The organism is Pseudomonas sp. NFACC25, assembly GCF_900100935.1.
Taxonomy (GTDB): Bacteria; Pseudomonadota; Gammaproteobacteria; order Pseudomonadales; family Pseudomonadaceae; genus Aquipseudomonas; species Aquipseudomonas marginalis.
Genome location: NZ_FMUC01000013.1, coordinates 109,407 through 126,102, shown reverse-complemented (window position 1 = coordinate 126,102; position 16,696 = coordinate 109,407). Strand labels below are relative to the sequence as shown.

Annotated in this window: 21 protein-coding genes and 1 tRNA gene; 3 read left to right on the top strand and 19 right to left on the bottom strand. The window is 56.5% G+C overall.

Translation table 11 applies throughout. The features are described 5' to 3' along the window. The first annotated feature begins 1 nt into the window (after position 1). From sctS to sctU, 3 genes are read left to right on the top strand one after another with little or no spacing between them, the layout of a single operon-like run. Complete coding sequence (gene sctS / locus BLQ09_RS24735) at positions 2–265, top strand: type III secretion system export apparatus subunit SctS (protein ID WP_027606903.1); 264 nt, start codon at positions 2–4, stop codon at positions 263–265. A 10-nt stretch (positions 266–275) separates the two neighbouring features. Continuing rightward, positions 276–1,064: a type III secretion system export apparatus subunit SctT gene (gene sctT, locus BLQ09_RS24730; RefSeq protein WP_027606902.1), complete on the top strand. Its 789-nt coding sequence runs from the start codon at positions 276–278 to the stop codon at positions 1,062–1,064. Further along, positions 1,061–2,158 (top strand): type III secretion system export apparatus subunit SctU, encoded by a 1,098-nt coding sequence (gene sctU, locus BLQ09_RS24725; RefSeq protein WP_027606901.1) that lies wholly within the window; start codon positions 1,061–1,063, stop codon positions 2,156–2,158. The genes sctT and sctU overlap by 4 nt, the downstream gene beginning before the upstream one ends. Here the strand turns inward: sctU and BLQ09_RS24720 are convergent, their stop codons facing one another. From BLQ09_RS24720 to BLQ09_RS24635, 19 genes are all read right to left on the bottom strand, one after another. Further along, entirely contained in the window at positions 2,159–2,509 is a 351-nt protein-coding gene (locus tag BLQ09_RS24720) for a hypothetical protein (protein ID WP_043293689.1), read from the bottom strand. It abuts the gene before it with no gap. Positions 2,510–2,520: 11 nt separating this feature from the next. Further along, a complete protein-coding gene (gene hrpT, locus BLQ09_RS24715) occupies positions 2,521–2,724 on the bottom strand; it encodes an HrpT family type III secretion system protein (RefSeq protein WP_027606899.1) in 204 nt (67 codons plus the stop codon). Next, positions 2,721–4,856 (bottom strand): type III secretion system outer membrane ring subunit SctC, encoded by a 2,136-nt coding sequence (gene sctC, locus BLQ09_RS24710; protein WP_027606898.1) that lies wholly within the window; start codon positions 4,854–4,856, stop codon positions 2,721–2,723. The genes hrpT and sctC overlap by 4 nt, the downstream gene beginning before the upstream one ends. 14 nt (positions 4,857–4,870) lie before the next feature. Continuing rightward, positions 4,871–5,263, bottom strand: coding sequence for a hypothetical protein (locus BLQ09_RS24705; RefSeq protein WP_027606897.1), 393 nt, complete (start codon positions 5,261–5,263; stop codon positions 4,871–4,873). Between the two features lies 1 nt (position 5,264). Then, positions 5,265–5,483 (bottom strand): hypothetical protein, encoded by a 219-nt coding sequence (locus BLQ09_RS24700; RefSeq protein ID WP_027606896.1) that lies wholly within the window; start codon positions 5,481–5,483, stop codon positions 5,265–5,267. A gap of 10 nt (positions 5,484–5,493) precedes the next feature. Beyond that, the gene (gene sctL / locus BLQ09_RS24695; RefSeq protein ID WP_027606895.1) at positions 5,494–6,090 is read right to left on the bottom strand and encodes a type III secretion system stator protein SctL; all 597 of its coding nucleotides are present in this window, start codon (positions 6,088–6,090) and stop codon (positions 5,494–5,496) included. A 24-nt stretch (positions 6,091–6,114) separates the two neighbouring features. After that, on the bottom strand, positions 6,115–6,651 hold the full coding sequence (locus tag BLQ09_RS24690; RefSeq protein WP_027606894.1) for a hypothetical protein: 537 nt from the start codon (positions 6,649–6,651) through the stop codon (positions 6,115–6,117). A gap of 13 nt (positions 6,652–6,664) precedes the next feature. Further along, the gene (gene sctJ / locus BLQ09_RS24685; protein WP_027606893.1) at positions 6,665–7,465 is read right to left on the bottom strand and encodes a type III secretion system inner membrane ring lipoprotein SctJ; all 801 of its coding nucleotides are present in this window, start codon (positions 7,463–7,465) and stop codon (positions 6,665–6,667) included. 5 nt (positions 7,466–7,470) lie between these two features. Beyond that, positions 7,471–7,902: an EscI/YscI/HrpB family type III secretion system inner rod protein gene (locus BLQ09_RS24680; RefSeq protein WP_256221293.1), complete on the bottom strand. Its 432-nt coding sequence runs from the start codon at positions 7,900–7,902 to the stop codon at positions 7,471–7,473. 46 nt (positions 7,903–7,948) lie between these two features. Continuing rightward, complete coding sequence (locus tag BLQ09_RS31140) at positions 7,949–8,161, bottom strand: hypothetical protein (protein ID WP_133822121.1); 213 nt, start codon at positions 8,159–8,161, stop codon at positions 7,949–7,951. Positions 8,162–8,381: 220 nt separating this feature from the next. Continuing rightward, the gene (locus BLQ09_RS24675) at positions 8,382–9,305 is read right to left on the bottom strand and encodes a sigma 54-interacting transcriptional regulator (protein WP_027606891.1); all 924 of its coding nucleotides are present in this window, start codon (positions 9,303–9,305) and stop codon (positions 8,382–8,384) included. Between the two features lie 311 nt (positions 9,306–9,616). Then, positions 9,617–10,717: a redox-regulated ATPase YchF gene (gene ychF, locus BLQ09_RS24670; protein WP_027606890.1), complete on the bottom strand. Its 1,101-nt coding sequence runs from the start codon at positions 10,715–10,717 to the stop codon at positions 9,617–9,619. A gap of 22 nt (positions 10,718–10,739) precedes the next feature. Next, positions 10,740–11,324, bottom strand: a complete 585-nt coding sequence (pth, locus tag BLQ09_RS24665) for an aminoacyl-tRNA hydrolase (protein ID WP_010213318.1) — start codon at positions 11,322–11,324, stop codon at positions 10,740–10,742. A gap of 167 nt (positions 11,325–11,491) precedes the next feature. Next, positions 11,492–12,091 carry a 50S ribosomal protein L25/general stress protein Ctc gene (locus BLQ09_RS24660; RefSeq protein ID WP_027606889.1) on the bottom strand — a complete coding sequence of 200 codons (600 nt, stop codon included), beginning with the start codon at positions 12,089–12,091 and terminating at the stop codon, positions 11,492–11,494. A gap of 138 nt (positions 12,092–12,229) precedes the next feature. Then, positions 12,230–13,171 (bottom strand): ribose-phosphate pyrophosphokinase, encoded by a 942-nt coding sequence (locus BLQ09_RS24655; protein ID WP_003171603.1) that lies wholly within the window; start codon positions 13,169–13,171, stop codon positions 12,230–12,232. A gap of 46 nt (positions 13,172–13,217) precedes the next feature. Beyond that, positions 13,218–13,292, bottom strand: a tRNA-Gln gene (locus BLQ09_RS24650). 37 nt (positions 13,293–13,329) lie between these two features. Beyond that, positions 13,330–14,133: a 4-(cytidine 5'-diphospho)-2-C-methyl-D-erythritol kinase gene (ispE, locus tag BLQ09_RS24645; RefSeq protein ID WP_205885421.1), complete on the bottom strand. Its 804-nt coding sequence runs from the start codon at positions 14,131–14,133 to the stop codon at positions 13,330–13,332. Positions 14,134–14,182: 49 nt separating this feature from the next. Continuing rightward, positions 14,183–14,800, bottom strand: a complete 618-nt coding sequence (lolB, locus tag BLQ09_RS24640; RefSeq protein WP_027606887.1) for a lipoprotein insertase outer membrane protein LolB — start codon at positions 14,798–14,800, stop codon at positions 14,183–14,185. Between the two features lie 4 nt (positions 14,801–14,804). Then, entirely contained in the window at positions 14,805–16,529 is a 1,725-nt protein-coding gene (locus BLQ09_RS24635; protein WP_027606886.1) for a tetratricopeptide repeat protein, read from the bottom strand. Positions 16,530–16,696: the final 167 nt, after the last annotated feature.

Here is a 16,696-nt window from a genome sequence, read left to right as displayed (position 1 = left end):
TATGGACCCGATTGTGCTGTTCAAGCAGGGCATGTTGCTGGTGGTGGTGCTGTCTGCCCCCCCATTGATTGTGGCGGTGGTGGTGGGGGTGCTGGTGTCTCTGGTGCAAGCATTGATGCAGATACAGGACCAGACGCTGCCTTTTGGCATCAAGCTGGTGGCCGTAGGGGTTACGTTGATCCTGACGGGGCGCTGGATTGGCGTGGAGTTGATCCAACTGATCAACTTGACCTTCGAAATGATTGGCCGCTCGGCCCGGAACTGAGGCCTCGCCCGTGTTGGCTTATCTTGATTTCCTTCCCAGTCTGATGATCGGCATGGCGCGAATCTACCCGTGCGGAATACTGGTGGCGGCGTTCTGTTTCCAGCATATACGCGGCATGCTCCGGCACATCCTTGTGATGGTCATGGCGCTGATGCCCGCGCCGGGTATTCATGCTGTGTTGACGGAGCATGATTACTCAGCGTTTGTGCTCGCTGCATTGGCGCTCAAGGAGCTGGCACTGGGGGTGTTGCTGGGGATGTTGCTTGCGATGCCGTTCTGGCTGTTCGAGTCGGTGGGGGCTTTGCTCGATAACCAGCGCGGAGCCTTGGCCGGTGGTCAGCTCAATCCTTCACTGGGGCCGGATGCGACGCCGATAGGGCATTTGTTCAAGCAATTGGCGATTTTTCTATTGATGGCCACCCTGGGGTTAGGCGCGTTGACTCAGGTGATCTGGGACAGTTACCTGATTTGGCCACCCACCGTATGGTTCCCACTCCCGGCGCCTGATGGCATGAGCGTATTTGTCGGCCTGCTGGGCGACACCTTCACCCATATGATGCTCTACGCTGCTCCCTTTATCGCGGTGCTGCTGTTGCTGGAGTTCGGCATCGCACTGCTGGGGGTCTACAGTCAGCAGCTACAGGTGAGTACGCTGGCGCCACCGGTCAAGTGCCTGGCGGGGATCGGTATTCTGCTGTTGTATTTTGCGCTGCTGCAGGACTTGATCGTGGGGAGTATGAGCCAACTGAGTGACCTGAAGCACTCGCTGGGCCTTTTATTCAAGGCCCCGATGCCATGAGTGACTCGGGGGAAAAAAAGCACCCGGCGTCAGCCAAGAAGCTGCGTGACCAGCGCCAGAAAGGCCAGGTCGCTCAAAGTCAGGATGTGGCCAAGTTGATGGTGCTGGCGGCCATCAGCGAGATCGCCTTGTTCACCGCCGATACCAGCTTGCAACGTTTCCAGCAATTGATGGTGTTGCCGATCTCACGCCTGGACCAGCCCTTTGTACGGGCGTTGGAAGAAGTGCTGATTGAAGGCCTGGTGGTGTTCTTCTCATTCGGCCTGCTGATGGCCGGCGTGGCGATTGCCACGAAGCTGATCGCCAGTTGGATGCAGTTCGGATTGCTGTTTGCACCCGAGGCACTGAAGCTCGATTTCAATCGTCTCAACCCGATCAGCCAAGTTAAACAATTCTTTTCTGCCCAGTCGCTGATGAATCTGTTGATGAGCATCGCCAAGGCGTTTCTTTTGGGGCTGATCGTATTCCTGGTGGTCTGGCCCTCTCTTGGGACGTTGATCAACCTGGCCAACAGCGATCTGCAAAGTTACCTACTGGCGTTGATCGCCCTGTTCCGCTATCTGCTGCATGCCTGTCTTGCATTGTTACTGGTACTGGCAGTTATCGATTTCACCTTGCAGAAGTACTTCTTCGCCAAGCGCATGCGCATGACCCAGGTCGAGGTCGTCAAAGAGTACAAGGATATGGAAGGCGACCCGCATGTGAAGGGCCAGCGCCGCGCGCTGGCGCAGCAATTGGCCCAGGAGGAACCGAAGGTCAAGCTGCCCAAGCTGGAGGAAGCCGACATGCTGGTGGTCAACCCGACCCACTTTGCTGTCGCCCTGTATTACCGCCCGGGCAAGACACCGCTTCCGCTGCTGGTCAGCAAAGGTACGGATGCCGTCGCCCGCCAGTTGATTGCGCAGGCGAAGGCTGCCGAGGTGCCGGTCATCCAATGCGTATGGCTGGCACGCTTGCTCTATACCAAAGCGTTGGGAGCAAGCATTCCCCGCGAATCCTTGCAGGCTGTGGCACTGATCTATCGCACCTTGCGTGAGCTTGATGATGAAGCCAAGCGCGAAACGCTGGAATTGCCTGAGTTGGAACGTCGCTGATCAGCAGGTGGAGCGTGTGTCCAGGGCTTGGAGATTGGCCAGGGAAAGCATCCGGCTGAGGAGTCCGTCGAGCGCATCGTTTGCAGCCGGCAGCGCGTGCCAGATTACCAAGGCATCCTGCGCGTCCAGGTAGATAAAACAACCATCGAACACCACGGCAAGCTCAAAGCGCCGCTCCAATACCTGCTGCAACTGCCCTGCCTGTAATGCTGAACGAGCGACTTGCAAGGCCATGCCCGGGCGTTTGCCGGCGTGCAGTGCACATGCTTTGATACCGGGAGCGAGTATCAGGTGAGCGGCAGCGCCACTCACCAGATTGTCCAGAAATACCTGGCGTTGATTGTCGGGCATTTCCTGGCGGCTCATCGTTCCAGCGAGATAGTCTGGTAATCCGCACGTTCCCCGGCGGGACCAGGCTCGGCACGCATCTGCGGTGGCCACCAGATCACCATCTTGTCCTTGCTCGATTGCGGGCGTGAGCAGGAGTCCCCCTTGCAGGTGGGCGTGCAGGCGGTGACAAGCAGTGCCGTTGCGATCAGGGTGACGCACAATAAGCGGTGTTTCATGGCGTGGCCTTCTGAGCAGGAGTAATCAAGGAGGGGCGAGGCACGCTGAGGTGTTCATCCTTCACCACCGGGCGCATGGCGATAAACACCTCGGCTTCCTCACCCGGCTTGAGCCAGGCGCGCGGCCATACGCTGACGGCCAGGGTCTGCGAGTTGCTGCATTCCTTTTCGTCGATACGCACGTGGCGTTTGACCTGGTTACGCAGGACCACTACCGCCACGTTGTAGTCCGGTCCCGCATACCATTGGCTGCGTTCGGTGTTCAGCGCGAGCAAGTCGCGGGTGCTGCACAAACTGTTCAGCCCCAGGGGCATTGGTGCCGCCTTGAAGGCCTTGGGCACTTTCCCGCTGACCATGTGCGCCAGGGTACTGATGATGTCGCTGCGCTTGATTACCGGCTGGTGAGGGCTGTAGCGCCGCGCCAACGGTGCGAGGGCTGCCTGCAATTCGACCTGGTCGGCCTGGGGCAGGTAGCGCGACGGATCGGCCTGGTCACCGATGACGCGCGGGGTGAGGATGAACAGGCGTTCACGTCGATTATTCTGCCGTTCTGTCGAGGAAAACAGCGCCTTGCCCAGTAGCGGGATATCACCCAATAGGGGGACTTTGTTGCGCTTGTCGCTGCTTTCGGTGACGTGGAAACCACCGACCACCAGTGAGCGCTTTTCCGCCATGACGGCCTGGGTGCTGACCTTGCCTCGGCGTACATCGAGGTTGCCGGGAGTGGGGTTGGTTTCGTTGAAGTTGCCATCTTCGATATCCACCGCCAAATGGATCTGGTGGCTGCCACGGCTGGTGATGACACGGGGGACCACCTGGAAGCTGGTGCCCACGGTGACCGGTAAAATGGTTGCATTCTCCCGGCCGGGGGTCAGGTACTGGGTGCGGTTGAAGTCGATGACCGCCGGTTGGTTTTCCAGGGTGAGCACCGAGGGGTTGGAGACCATGCTTGCCAGCCCCTTGGCTTCCAGCGCGCGTATATCTGCGTAGAAGCGCTCGCGGTTCTCAATCGACACCTGTGAAGAGGTGCCCGGTGCCATATTGACGCCGCCACGGAATCGGCTGTTCTGAAACCCCCAGTTCACCCCGAACTCTCGCAATTGGGTGCGCTCGATATCGAGAATGATCGCGTCGATTTCCACCAGTTTGCGCGCGACATCGAGTTGAGTGATCAACTCTCGGTACATGCCCTGCCGCTCAGGCAGGTCATAGATCAGCACAGCGTTATTGCGTACATCGGCTTCGACGCGAATCCTGCTGGGTGAGACCGGGGCTCGCGAGGTGAGTGTCGGGAGCGGATCCACCTGCCCGGTGTTAACGTTTGTACCCAGCATCTGCCGCAGTAAAGGGTTGTTCAATCGGGGAATGTTCGGTACGAGCGGCGCTGGCTGTGACGGGGAGGGTTGGTTCAGCCTGTTGAGGGTCGAATTGGAGCGCGGCTCCAGCAATCCACGCAGAATGCTGGCCACTCCCGGAATAGTGAGCTTCTCGCCGCGGTAATCCACTTGACGATCCGTCGCATTGGCGAATTTAAGCGGGAAACTCAGCACACTCTGCTTTTCATCCGGAGAGCGGCGCTGGGTACTGAACTGTTTGATCTGCTCGATATAGCGTCGAGGGCCCGAAACCAGTACCACGCCGTCTTCGGGCAACTCGCCCCAACCGAAACGGCTATCGAGCAGGCCAATATCGGTGAGCGCTTGCTTAAGGTCGGCAATGGTCTCGGAAGAAACCTCCAGGCGCGCCGAGTCTTGCTGGTCCAGCGTGCTGATATAGAGGGTGTTGTTGTACAGGTACCACTGGAAACGGTGTTCTACCCCCAGACGGTCGAGCATCGACTGCGGGGTATTGGCGCGAATCTTGCCATTTACGTTGCCTTCCAGCAGGCCCTCGACATGTAGTTGTGTCCCAAAGGTCTGGGCGAAATCCTCCAGCACTTCCCGGAGTGGCTTATGTTCAGCTTCATAAGCGTATGCGGTGTTTTTCCACTCGGGGGGTATGGCCGCCAGTGTGTTCCCTGCTGGGATCAGCAGCCAGGGAAGCAGGATCATGTTGCGCCAATGGAATCTTTTAAGGGAATCGGCAGGCGAGTCTGGACGCAAGCGACTGCGCTTGTGAGGCTTGTTAGACATTCACAGTTCTCTGTTCAGTAGGATAGTGAGCGTAGCGAAGTGGGTTTGAGGTTTCGGGCCGGCTGAGCGAGACGTGTCACCGTTGAGCGCCATGTGTCACGTTGGTTAAGCAGGGCTTCGAGACAGCCGAGCACAGCCCTCTTTTCCTGCCCGCTGCGCAGACTTTGAACCAGCCATAGCGCGCCGCTTTCAGTTTTGAGGGCCAGTGCGCCTTGGAAATGATTCAGGCTGGCGGCGCCCAGTCGCATCCAATTCTGCAGGATTGCATTATCGGGACGAACTGAAGTTAGTTGAGCACCCAGTAATAGCACTTCCCCTTGACGTTTAAGAATGATTTCATCGTCGCCTTCGAACAAACTGATCTGTTCGTTATGGCTGTTTAACCATTCATTGATCAACTCGTGCATATCAGGTGAAACTCTCAAACGTCGATTTGTACATAAGATGGGTCGCCCGCTTGTGCTCGTGATAAGCCATATCGCTCGCAGAGCGTCTTAGCGCGAGGTTGTAGAATAGTTCGGCAGACTCTTCATCCTCTTCTTCCATCTCCACTAAAGCCCTAAGACGTTTATCGCTGACAGCGTTATTCTTCAAAAGTTGGCGTGACAACTTATCGAAAAAGTCCATATGGTTTTCCTTATTGTGGAGAGGACTCGTTTGCGTAACTGCCGTTGAAAAAAGCTTCGATCATCGAATTCCAACTGATGCGAAAATCGCCCTCGTCTGTTTTCAGTACCAGTGTCTGCAGGGGGGTTGTGCCATCAGCCTGAAGTTTCCAGCGTGTGGAGGTGTGACGAACAAAAAACTGTTTCACCTCCTCCAGGTCATGGGGGTGACAGAGTAGTGTGGCGTTGACCTCTTGAATCTGGTTCGCCATCAAATGCTTGAGAAGGGCTCCAAGCCTTTGTTGGGCTACCGTCTCGTCAAGCAGGCAGCGAATTGCCTGGTTGGTGATCGATGTTGCGTAGTGCTCCAGGCTGTCGTACATCGCTTGACGGTCGTGCTCCCATCGCTTGAATTGGGCATCCGCGCGCTGCCAGACCTCCAGGGATACTTTTTCCAGCAAGGCTTCGCATTTTTCCTCTGCCAGGCTTATCAGCTCATCGGCCTGTGCATGGGCCCGGTTCAAGAGTTGGTCGGCCTGCTTCCAGTTGGCAAGCTCTTCCCGCAGGATCAGGCTGCTCTGTACGTGCGTAGCGTCCTTGAGCAACTCAATGGTGTATCGACATAACATCGCTGATTTCCTTACCCCTTCGATTCAGGGGGGCGTGGGGTCGCTTGCCAAATTCGTCACGCGCCAGACCACGGCTTGCCACAGTGTGTTCAGGCGGCTGCTGGCGTTCTCGAATGAGATATTTCTTTTTTCGACATCACCTACACGCTCACGTGGGAAGCGCAACCGAAGACGTTGCCAAGTCGCCGGTTCCACCCAGCTATGGAGCAATTGCAATGGATCAGCGTCGCAAGGCAGCATGGCTGGGGGCAGCGCCTTGGACAGACGCATGCACCACAGATGATGGCTGTTGCTCAAGGGGGCTGCTGCCTCAGGATTAAAGGTGTCGTGAATCAGTGTCATCGCCAGGTCGAGTTGCTCAGTTGAGGCGAGGGCCAGGCGAAGCACGGTAGGGTGAGGGGCAGCAGGCAAGCAGGTTGCAACCCCCGTGAGGTTGCCCGGCGCCAACCGTCCAAGGTGATATAGCGTGCTGATCGCTGGGTATTTTTCGCCTCTCCAGTCCTCGTGGGCATACTTCCATGGGAATGCCCACCATTGAGCCCAGGCCAGATGTTCGCTCATTGGATTGACGGGTCTAGGCGTCATGGGAGAGGCCAGTCGATTCGCCTGCCACGGACGCACCTTTTACAAGACGCTGACGCCGATTGCGTAGGAATAGTCCGGTGCTCACGACGGCAACCATGGCTAGCAGAGTGAAGACTGTGCTGTTGCGCCAAAACCCCAGGTCATCGCTGGGTACCAGGAAAGGGCCAAAATACACGAGGCGCTGCTGTTCCTGGTAAGCGGTGGCAGGTACAAATACCACGGTCAGTTTTTGCGGATTTTCCACTGCTGTGGTCATGCCAGGGATGCTGCTTGCCACCATTCTGCGAATGCGTGCTTGGATGTTATCGGGATCCAGGCGCGGATCATGCTTGATGAATACTGACGCGGATGCGGGTTGGACAGGTTCCCCAGGTGCGATGCGTTCGGGCAACACTACGTGTACCCGCGCAACGATAACGCCGTCGATGTTAGAGAAGGTCGCCTCAAGCTCTTGGGACAAGGCATAGATGTAACGTGCGCGCTCCTCCAATGGCGTGGAAATAACGCCTTCCTTGCGAAAGGTATCGCCCAATGTTGCCCGGGCCATTCTCGGTAGACCGGCGGCTTCCAAGGTACGTACGGCGCGTCCGATATCGATTGCGTTAACCGCCACGACGACACCATCTTTGGCCGGGATTTTTAAGGCTCGAATATGTTTATCTGCCAATTCTGCTATGACCTCATTGGCCTCTTGTTCAGAGAGCTGACGATGAAGTTCAACGCGGTCACCGCAACCGCTTAATATCAACGTAATAAAAAAAATCAGCGCGGCGGATAACAATCTATTCATGTTCACTATTGCATATTGCAAATCTTGTCGATGCCTTGAGTTGTCTTGCCAAGGGTTTTTACCAGTAGTTGAGACGTGAGAACCGCACCGGAAAGCTCTCCCGGAAATTTTTTAAGTTCTTGGATATTTATCTGCTTGTTTGTGGATTTCAGTGCTCGCGCAAGACGCGCTCTTGTGATATTGAGCGGCTCAATCGCTTCTATCAGCGCCGTCGGCAGGCCTCTTTTTCCTGAGGCGGAGGTAGCCGGGAATGAGTGTTCGAGCATTGAGCTGAAAAAGTTGACATCCGTATCCAGCGCCAAAAATTCAGACGTCTTGTCGTTCCTCTCGACAGTCTCGTCAGATACTGAAGACTCAATATTTTCTATCCACATGTGAAGTCTACTGTGTGGGGGCGATAGTTTTTTGTCGCTGACGTTAACGATTGAATCATTCAAGCAGTACAAGCACCTCTCCAATCATCAGCTCGGAGAGGTGCTTTTATTATTGGACTGCTTTAGCGGCCGAGGTGACGTTGTTAAACGCTTTCATATCAAGCATTTTCATCGCACCGTCCCTGCCGACAGCTTTTGCTTGGGCTATCAGATCATCGTCGCCTCCGCCCATTGCTCCGGACAAATCCGATGACGTTGGTGAAGCGTAATTATTTGTGGCGTAGCCAGAAGAAACAGGGCTTGAAGCGGAAATTGCGCTCATAATAACTTCCTATCTTAAGGTATTTAAGTGGTACTAACCGTCAGTAAAGCAAATTGTATTGAGTCTGTGACATGTTTCTCCACAACTTGAATCTGACGATGAGTGTGTGGTTGCTAGAAGAAAATGGTTCCGAATATTGCTCGGTATAGATGTTCCTAAATGTGTTTTTTTAGATGCGCTGGTGTCTAGTTAGGCGAGGCACTTAGCTGGAACAGTTTTTCTACATTAATGATATATTTAATTGTTTCATCCTGTAGTACAGCGTGCGCTTGGCAACACCCAGTTCAAGCGCGACGGTTTCTACACAGTGGTGATGCCTGCGCAACGACTCCTCAATAAACGCTTTTTCAACGTGTTGTAGGCGTGCCTTCAGGCCCATCTGGATTTTCTGTTGGTCGCTCACCGAGGTAGAAAACGGTGGCAGGCCCAGCACGAACCTCTTGGCCGTAGAACGTAACTCCCGAACATTACCCTGCCAGGTGTGGCACAGCAGTTGTTGCAGCAGCCCGTCAGTGGGCGGCGGGGCAGTGCGTTTGAACCGGTGGGCTTCCTGCTGAATCATCTCCAGGAACAACGGGATGATGTGCTCTCGCCGATCACGCAAGGCTGGAAGCTGGATGTTGACGACATTCAGACGGAAGTACAGATCGCGCCTGAAGGTTCCGAGTTCGACCATCTGGTGGAGCGATTGTTGGGCAGACGCGATCACACGCATGTCCACCGGGATGAAGCGGGTTGAGCCCAGGCGCTCTACCCCCCGCGACTCCAGCGCGCGCAGCAGTTTGGCTTGCAGGTTCAACGGCATGCTATCGATCTCATCGAGGTACAGGGTGCCGAGATGGGCTGCCTCGATAAAACCGGCACGGGACTGGATGGCGCCGGTATAGGCACCGCTGTTGACGCCGAACAATTGGCTTTCGGCGAGGCTATCAGGAATAGCCGCACAATTGACCGCGACAAAATTGCCCCGCCGTGTCGATAGGCGGTGAACCCGCTGCGCCAGGGTATCTTTGCCAGTGCCGGTTTCTCCCAGCAACAGTATGTCTATGTTGAGGGGGGCCGTGCTGCTCAGTGTGTTTTCAATATCCGTGTCTTCGAAGAGTGAAGTATCTTTTTCATTTTCTCCAAGGGTGGAGACCGACATCGAAGAGTTCTCCATTATCGCTCGACTTCAGTGTTGAGAGGACAGTCTATGCTCGTCAATCAGGAATGAGGGTATAGAACTTATACGGGGATATTGACGTAAGTGTGGGCCGGAATAATGTAGGAAAACCCCGGCATTATTGAGTTTAAATTGTGCAACTGCCTGGCTGCATTAAAGGCGGAGGGGGTAAGTAGGGGAAGTCTGGTAGTGAAGTGTGAACGATGCTTGTCCTATGTTAGGAAGTTTCACCTACAAAAAAGCCGATGCAGTGCATCGGCTTTTTTATTTGTCGTAGACTTCGCAGGTAGCGTTTACACGTTAAAGCGGAAGTGCATCACATCGCCATCTTTAACAATGTATTCCTTACCTTCCAAACGCCATTTACCCGCTTCCTTGGCACCGGCCTCACCCTTGAACTGGATAAAGTCGTTGTAGGCGATCACTTCCGCGCGGATAAAGCCTTTTTCAAAGTCGGTGTGGATCACACCGGCAGCCTGTGGCGCAGTGGCGCCGACTTTTACGGTCCAGGCGCGGACTTCCTCGACACCGGCGGTGAAGTAGGTCTGCAGGTTGAGCATTTCGTAGCCGGCGCGGATCACACGGTTCAGGCCAGGCTCTTCCAGGCCCAGGGCCTCAAGGAACATGTCTTTCTCTTCGCCGTCATCCAGTTCGGCGATTTCCGCTTCGATCTTGTTGCACACCGGTACCACGATGGCACCTTCTTCGTCGGCGATGGCCTTGACCACGTCGAGCAAAGGGTTGTTCTCGAAGCCGTCTTCAGCGACGTTGGCGATGTACATCACAGGCTTGGTGGTCAGCAGGTGGAAACCCTTGACCACGGCCTTCTCGTCAGCGCCCATGGTCTTCATCAGGCTGCGTGCTGGCTTGCCCAGGGTGAAGTGCGCGATCAACTGTTCCAGCAGGCCTTTCTGGACCACTGCGTCCTTGTCGCCGCCTTTGGCGTTGCGCGCGACTTTCTGCAGTTGCTTCTCGCAGCTGTCGAGGTCGGCGAAGATCAGTTCCAGGTCGATGATCTCGATGTCGCGTTTCGGGTCGACGCTGTTGGAGACGTGAATCACGTTCTCGTCTTCAAAGCAGCGGACCACGTGGGCGATGGCATCGGTTTCACGGATGTTGGCCAGGAACTTGTTGCCCAGGCCTTCACCTTTCGACGCGCCGGCTACCAGGCCTGCGATGTCGACGAACTCCATGGTGGTCGGCAGGATGCGCTTGGGATTGACGATGGCCGCCAGTGCGTCCAGGCGCGGATCGGGCATCGGCACGATGCCGCTGTTGGGTTCGATGGTGCAGAAGGGGAAGTTCTCCGCCGCAATACCGGACTTGGTCAAAGCGTTGAACAAGGTGGATTTGCCGACGTTGGGCAGGCCGACGATGCCGCAATTGAATCCCATGGTGTTTCCCCTCGGAAAAAAGTCAGGCCTTCTGGCTGTGCAGGTTTTTCATCGCGCGGTTCCATTCACCGGCGAAGATATCCGGCAGCACGCCGAGGGCAAAGTCGATGCTGGCATCGAGTTTTTCCTGTTCGGCGCGTGGCGCACGACCCAGGACGAAATTTGAAACCATACTGGCGACGCCTGGGTGGCCAATGCCGAGCCGCAGGCGGTAAAAATTATTCTGATTGCCCAACTGCGCGATGATGTCGCGCAGGCCATTGTGCCCGCCGTGCCCGCCGCCGAGCTTGAGCTTGGCAACGCCGGGTGGCAGGTCCAGTTCGTCATGGGCCACCAGGATTTCTTCGGGTTTGATCCTGAAGAAGCCCGCAAGCGCCGCTACAGCCTGGCCGCTGCGGTTCATGTAGGTGGTGGGAATCAACAGACGAACATCCTGACCCTGATGCGAGAAGCGTCCGGTCAGGCCAAAATATTTGCGATCGGCCACCAGGTTTACACCTTGGGCGTGGGCGATGCGCTCAACAAAAAGGGCCCCCGCGTTATGCCGGGTCTGTTCGTATTCGGCGCCTGGATTTCCCAGGCCAACGATCAGTTTAATGGCAGTCACGACAGGGGCCCTTCCTTTGGAGTTGTGGATAACATCGCTACACCTGCGTGCGGCGAAAGTGGACGACAAGAGATCATTTACTCAAGAGTAAACGCCGCGTTATCGCCCGCTTTCTCGCTACGTTTCGGTCCGCGATGTTTCCTCAAGCTCCGGCAATACAGAGTGAATTACTCTGCAGCGCCTTCTTCAGCTTCTGGAGCAACGCGTGGAGCGTGTACGTTTGCAACAGCTTTGTCATCGCCGTGAGCCAGTGCGACAAACTCAACGCCTTTAGGAGCCTTGAGGTCGGACAGGTGGATGATTGCGCCGATTTCCAGAGCCGACAGGTCGACTTCGATGAACTCAGGCAGGTCTTTCGGCAGGCAGGTCACTTCGATTTCGTTCAGGACGTGAGAGATCTCGCCGCCTTTCTTGACCGGAGCTTCTTCACCAACAAAGTGCACAGGCACGATAGCGGTCAGTTTCTGGCCGGCTACGACGCGTACGAAGTCAGCGTGCAGAACATGACCCTTGGATGGGTGACGTTGCAGGGCTTTGATGATGACGTTTTGCTTTTTGCCGCCAACGTTCAGTTCGATAACGTGGCTGTAGGCCGCATCGTTTTCGAGCAGTTTGGCAACTTCTTTAGCCAGCATGCTGATGGATTCAGGGGCTTTGTCGCCACCGTAAACTACAGCTGGAACCAGGCTTGCGAGACGACGCAGGCGGCGGCTCGCACCTTTCCCCAGGTCGGAACGCACTTCAGCATTCAGAGTAAAATCGTTCATGTTGTATCTCCAAAATAACCACATTCGCCCCAGCGTTTGCGACCAGCGCTAAAGGCGATATGGGCAAAAAAGCCCCGCCCCAACAGTATGCTGGGGCGGGGCGCTTTTCGTCAGTGAGGTGTTCCGAAGGTTTGACCCTTAGCGGAACATCGCGCTGATCGATTCTTCATTGCTGATGCGGCGAACCGCTTCGGCAACTACCGGTGCGATATCCAGTTGACGGATACGCGCACAGGCTTGAGCAGCGGCGGACAACGGGATGGTGTTGGTCACCACCAGTTCGTCCAGCACGGAGTTCTCGATGTTCTCGATCGCTCGGCCCGACAGCACAGGGTGTGTGCAGTAGGCGAAGACTTTAGCAGCACCGTGCTCTTTCAAGGCTTTGGCCGCGTGGCACAGGGTGCCGGCGGTGTCGACCATGTCATCAACCAGAATACAGGTACGCCCTTCGACATCACCGATGATATGCATCACTTCAGAGTGATTGGCTTTCTCACGGCGTTTGTCGATGATCCCGAGGTCCACGCCCAGGGATTTGGCAACAGCCCGTGCACGCACGACGCCACCAATGTCCGGGGACACGATCATCAGGTTTTCAAAGCGCTGGTCTTCGATGTCATCCACCAAGACGGGGGAGCCGTAGATGTTATCTACCGGAATATCGAAGAACCCCTGGATCTGGTCAGCGTGCAGGTCAACCGTGAGCACACGGTCGATACCTACCACGGTCAGCATGTCAGCAACGACTTTCGCGCTGATAGCCACACGTGCGGAACGCGGACGGCGATCCTGGCGGGCATAACCAAAGTAAGGGATTACAGCTGTGATTCGAGTCGCTGAGGAGCGGCGGAAGGCATCAGCCATCACGACGAGTTCCATCAGGTTATCGTTGGTCGGAGCGCAGGTCGGCTGGATAATGAAGACGTCTTTACCGCGGACGTTTTCATTGATCTCGGCTGTAATTTCGCCGTCGGAGAATTTACCGACAGAGATGTCACCGAGAGGGATATGCAGCTGACGTACGACACGTCGAGCCAGATCGGGGTTGGCGTTCCCCGTAAAGACCATCATCTTGGACACGCGCAGTACCTAGAGGCTGAGGGTAACCTGGATGAGTATTAGAAAATGGCAGGGGCGGCTGGATTCGAACCAACGCATGGCAGGATCAAAACCTGCTGCCTTACCGCTTGGCGACGCCCCTGTATCTGTTGCAACGAGTACCCAGTACTCGATTCCTTTTAGAGCAGACTTTGCAGCTTGCGATGCAACATCGAAACGTTGCTTCCCTTTGCTACAAACCCTGTAAGGGTCTCTGTAAGAAGGGCCGAGACTTTATCAGCTTCAGCTTTGCTTGGGAAGCCCCCAAACACACAACTTCCAGTTCCGGTTAATTTTGCTTCGGTAAATTTACCTAACAAATTCAAAGCGTTACGTACCTCTGGATAACGCCTTGCTACAACCGGTAAGCAGTCATTTCGACTGTTTCCCTTGGGAACGGGGCGCACTTTAATGGGAGGAGAGTTACGTGTCAACAGCGGATCTGAAAAAATTTCTGCTGTACTTACAGATACTTGCGGGACAAGCACGACATACCACGGCTCTTCGGGGTATTCCGGGGTGAGTTTTTCCCCCACGCCCTCAGCAAAAGCGGCGTGTCCACGCACGAAAACCGGGACGTCGGCGCCCAGCGTGAGGCCCAGCGCAGCCAGGCGATCATGGTCCCAGCCCAGTTGCCACAAATGGTTCAGACCCAGCAGTGTGGTCGCTGCATTCGAGCTGCCACCACCGATTCCGCCACCCATGGGCAGAATCTTATCGATCCATATATCGATGCCCTGGGAACAGCCGGACTGCTCCTGGAGTTTTTTCGCGGCCCTCACGATCAGGTTGCTGTCGTGGGGCACGCCTTCGAATTCAGTGTGCAGCTGGATCACGCCATCGTCGCGCAGGGCGAAGGTGAGCTCATCGCCGTAGTCGAGAAATTGAAACAGTGTCTGCAGCTCGTGGTAGCCGTCTTCACGGCGACCGAGAATGTGCAGCATCAGATTGAGTTTGGCAGGAGAGGGCAGGGTCAGTTTTTGTACGGCCACGTTATTGCCCCAGCTTGCGCGGTTGCCAGTCCTTGATCACCAGCGTGACGTCAAGGTCGGTGCCATGCAGCTTGATGCGCTCTGGCAGCCAATAACCGCCCTGTTCCACGTAGCTGAGGTATTCGACCTGCCAGCCATCCTGTTCCAGGGTGGCCAGGCGGCTGTCACCGTTGAGGCTCAGGCGGCTCTTGCTGTCCGGCGCGGGCAAGCCGCGGACCCACCACACCAGGTGCGAGACAGGCAGTTTCCAGCCAATCTGCTCTTCCAGCAGCGCTTCGGGCGAGGTGGCCTCGTAGCGACCCTGGTTGGCGACTTCGAGGCTGACTTGTCCCGGGCGGCCGGTCAGGCGCGCGGCGCCACGCCCCAAGGGGCCGGACAAGCGAATGTCGTAGTAATCCTGGCGTTGCAGCCAGAACAAGGTGCCGCTGCCGGAATCTTTCGGTGCGCGAACCCCGACTTTGCCTTCGATCTGCCAGCCGTCGATGCTGCCGAGCTGATCCTTGTGCTGCTTCCATTGCGCCGGGTTGCCCTGGCCCTCAACGGATTCGCGGGCACCGAAGCCCGCGCAACCGGCGAGCAGGGCGATGAAGCTGAAAACGATAACGTGGCGCAAGAACATAAGCTTAAAGGGTCTCGGATCCGGTCAGGCGCTTGATGGTGCCGCGCAGGATGGGGCTTTCGGGTTGTTCCTTGAGGAATTTTTCCCAGATCTGGCGGGCTTCGCGCTGCTTGCCATTGGCCCACAGCACCTCGCCCAGGTGTGCAGCGACTTCCTGGTCGGGGAAGCGCTCCAGGGCCTGGCGCAGCAAGCGTTCGGCTTCGTCGAGGTTACCCAGGCGATAGTTCACCCAGCCCAGGCTGTCGAGTACGGCCGGGTCTTCCGGGTTGAGCTTGTGCGCCTGCTCGATCAACGCCTTGGCTTCGTCGTAGCGCGTGGTGCGGTCGGACAAGGTGTAGCCCAGGGCATTCAGGGCCATGGCGTTGTCCGGGTCGCGTTTGATGATCAGGCGCAGGTCTTTTTCCATCTGCGCCAGGTCATTGCGTTTTTCCGCCTGCATGGCACGGGTGTACAGCAGGTTCAAATCGTCGGGGAATTGCAGCAAGGCCTGTTGCAGCACCTTCCAGGCGCGCTCGCCCTGATTATTGGCTGACAAGGTCTCGGCCTGGATCAGGTAAAGCTGGATCCCGTAGTCCGGTTCGGCATCCCGTGCAGCGGCCAGGCGTTTTTCTGCCTCATCGGTACGCCCGTTGCTCATCAGGATGTCGGCCTGGCGCAGTTGGGCCGGCAGGTAGTCGTTGCCTGGGCCGACCTGTGCGTATTCGAGCAGGGCGGCCTGCGGGTCGCTGCGCTCTTCAGCGATGCGACCCAGGTTCAGGTGCGCCGAGTCGACATGACTTTCGCGCTCGATCAGCTCTTCCAGGTAACCCTTGGCCTCGTCCCAGGCCTTGGCTTCCAGGCACACCAGTGCCAGGGAATAACGCAGTTCATCGTCATCCGGGTATTGCTGGAGCAGGTTGGCGAACTGCACTTTGGCGTCCTCCATGCGGTCCTGCTCCACCAGCGTGCGTGCGTAAGTCAGGCGCAGGCGCTTGTCGTCCGGGTATTTCTTGATGCTTTTTTCCAGCAGTGGAATCGCTTCCTTGCCGCGGTTGAGGTTCTGCAACAGGCGCGCGCGCAGCAGAATCGGCGCGATCTCGCCGTCTTCCGGCGGGTTCTGTTCCAGCAGCTTCAATGCGGCTTCGGCTTCATCATCCTGTTGCAGCAGCAGGGCCTTGCCGAACACCAGTTGACTGTTCTTCGGGTGTTTTTGCAGCAGGCGGTCGAAACTCTTCATCAGGCCATTGCGGGTGTCCTGGTCGGTGTCGGCAGCCGACAGCGCGAGGAAGTCGAAATGGGTGTCGCCCTTGCCTTGCAGGACTTTCTCCATATAGACCATGGAGTCGTCATAGCGCCCGGCCCGCGCCAATTGAATGGCGGCTGCCCGTTGGGCTTCCAGATCGTCCGGCGCGTTCTTTGCCCAGATCAACGAAGTATCCAGCGCGGCCTGATCGGCCCCGAGGTACTCGGCAATGCGGAACGCCCGCTCGGAAATTCCCGGATCCTGGGTGTTGATGGCCTGGGTCACGTAGTTATCCAGCGCAATATCGAAGCGATTGCGCTGGCCGGCCAGTTCCGCACTGAGCAGGCTGAACACCGTTTCTTCACTGAACGAGGAATAAACCTTGGGCTTTTCAGGGGCGGGTGTGCTGTCTTCCACCGGCGGTGTACCGTCCGGCGACACGGGTGCCATGGCCTGGCAGCCGCTGAGGAAGACAAAAGCAAGGAGCAACGCGGAAGATCTATTCATATAGGAAGAGGACGACTAACCTGCGGTCGGATCATCATGACACAAGCCTTCGGCCAAACATAACCGAGTCTCAGTTGATGCCTTTATAGACACAAGGCATTAGGACAATAGACGACGGTGGTTGTTCTGAATCTTTCGAAGTAGGACAATTGTCGGCTTCCCGACAT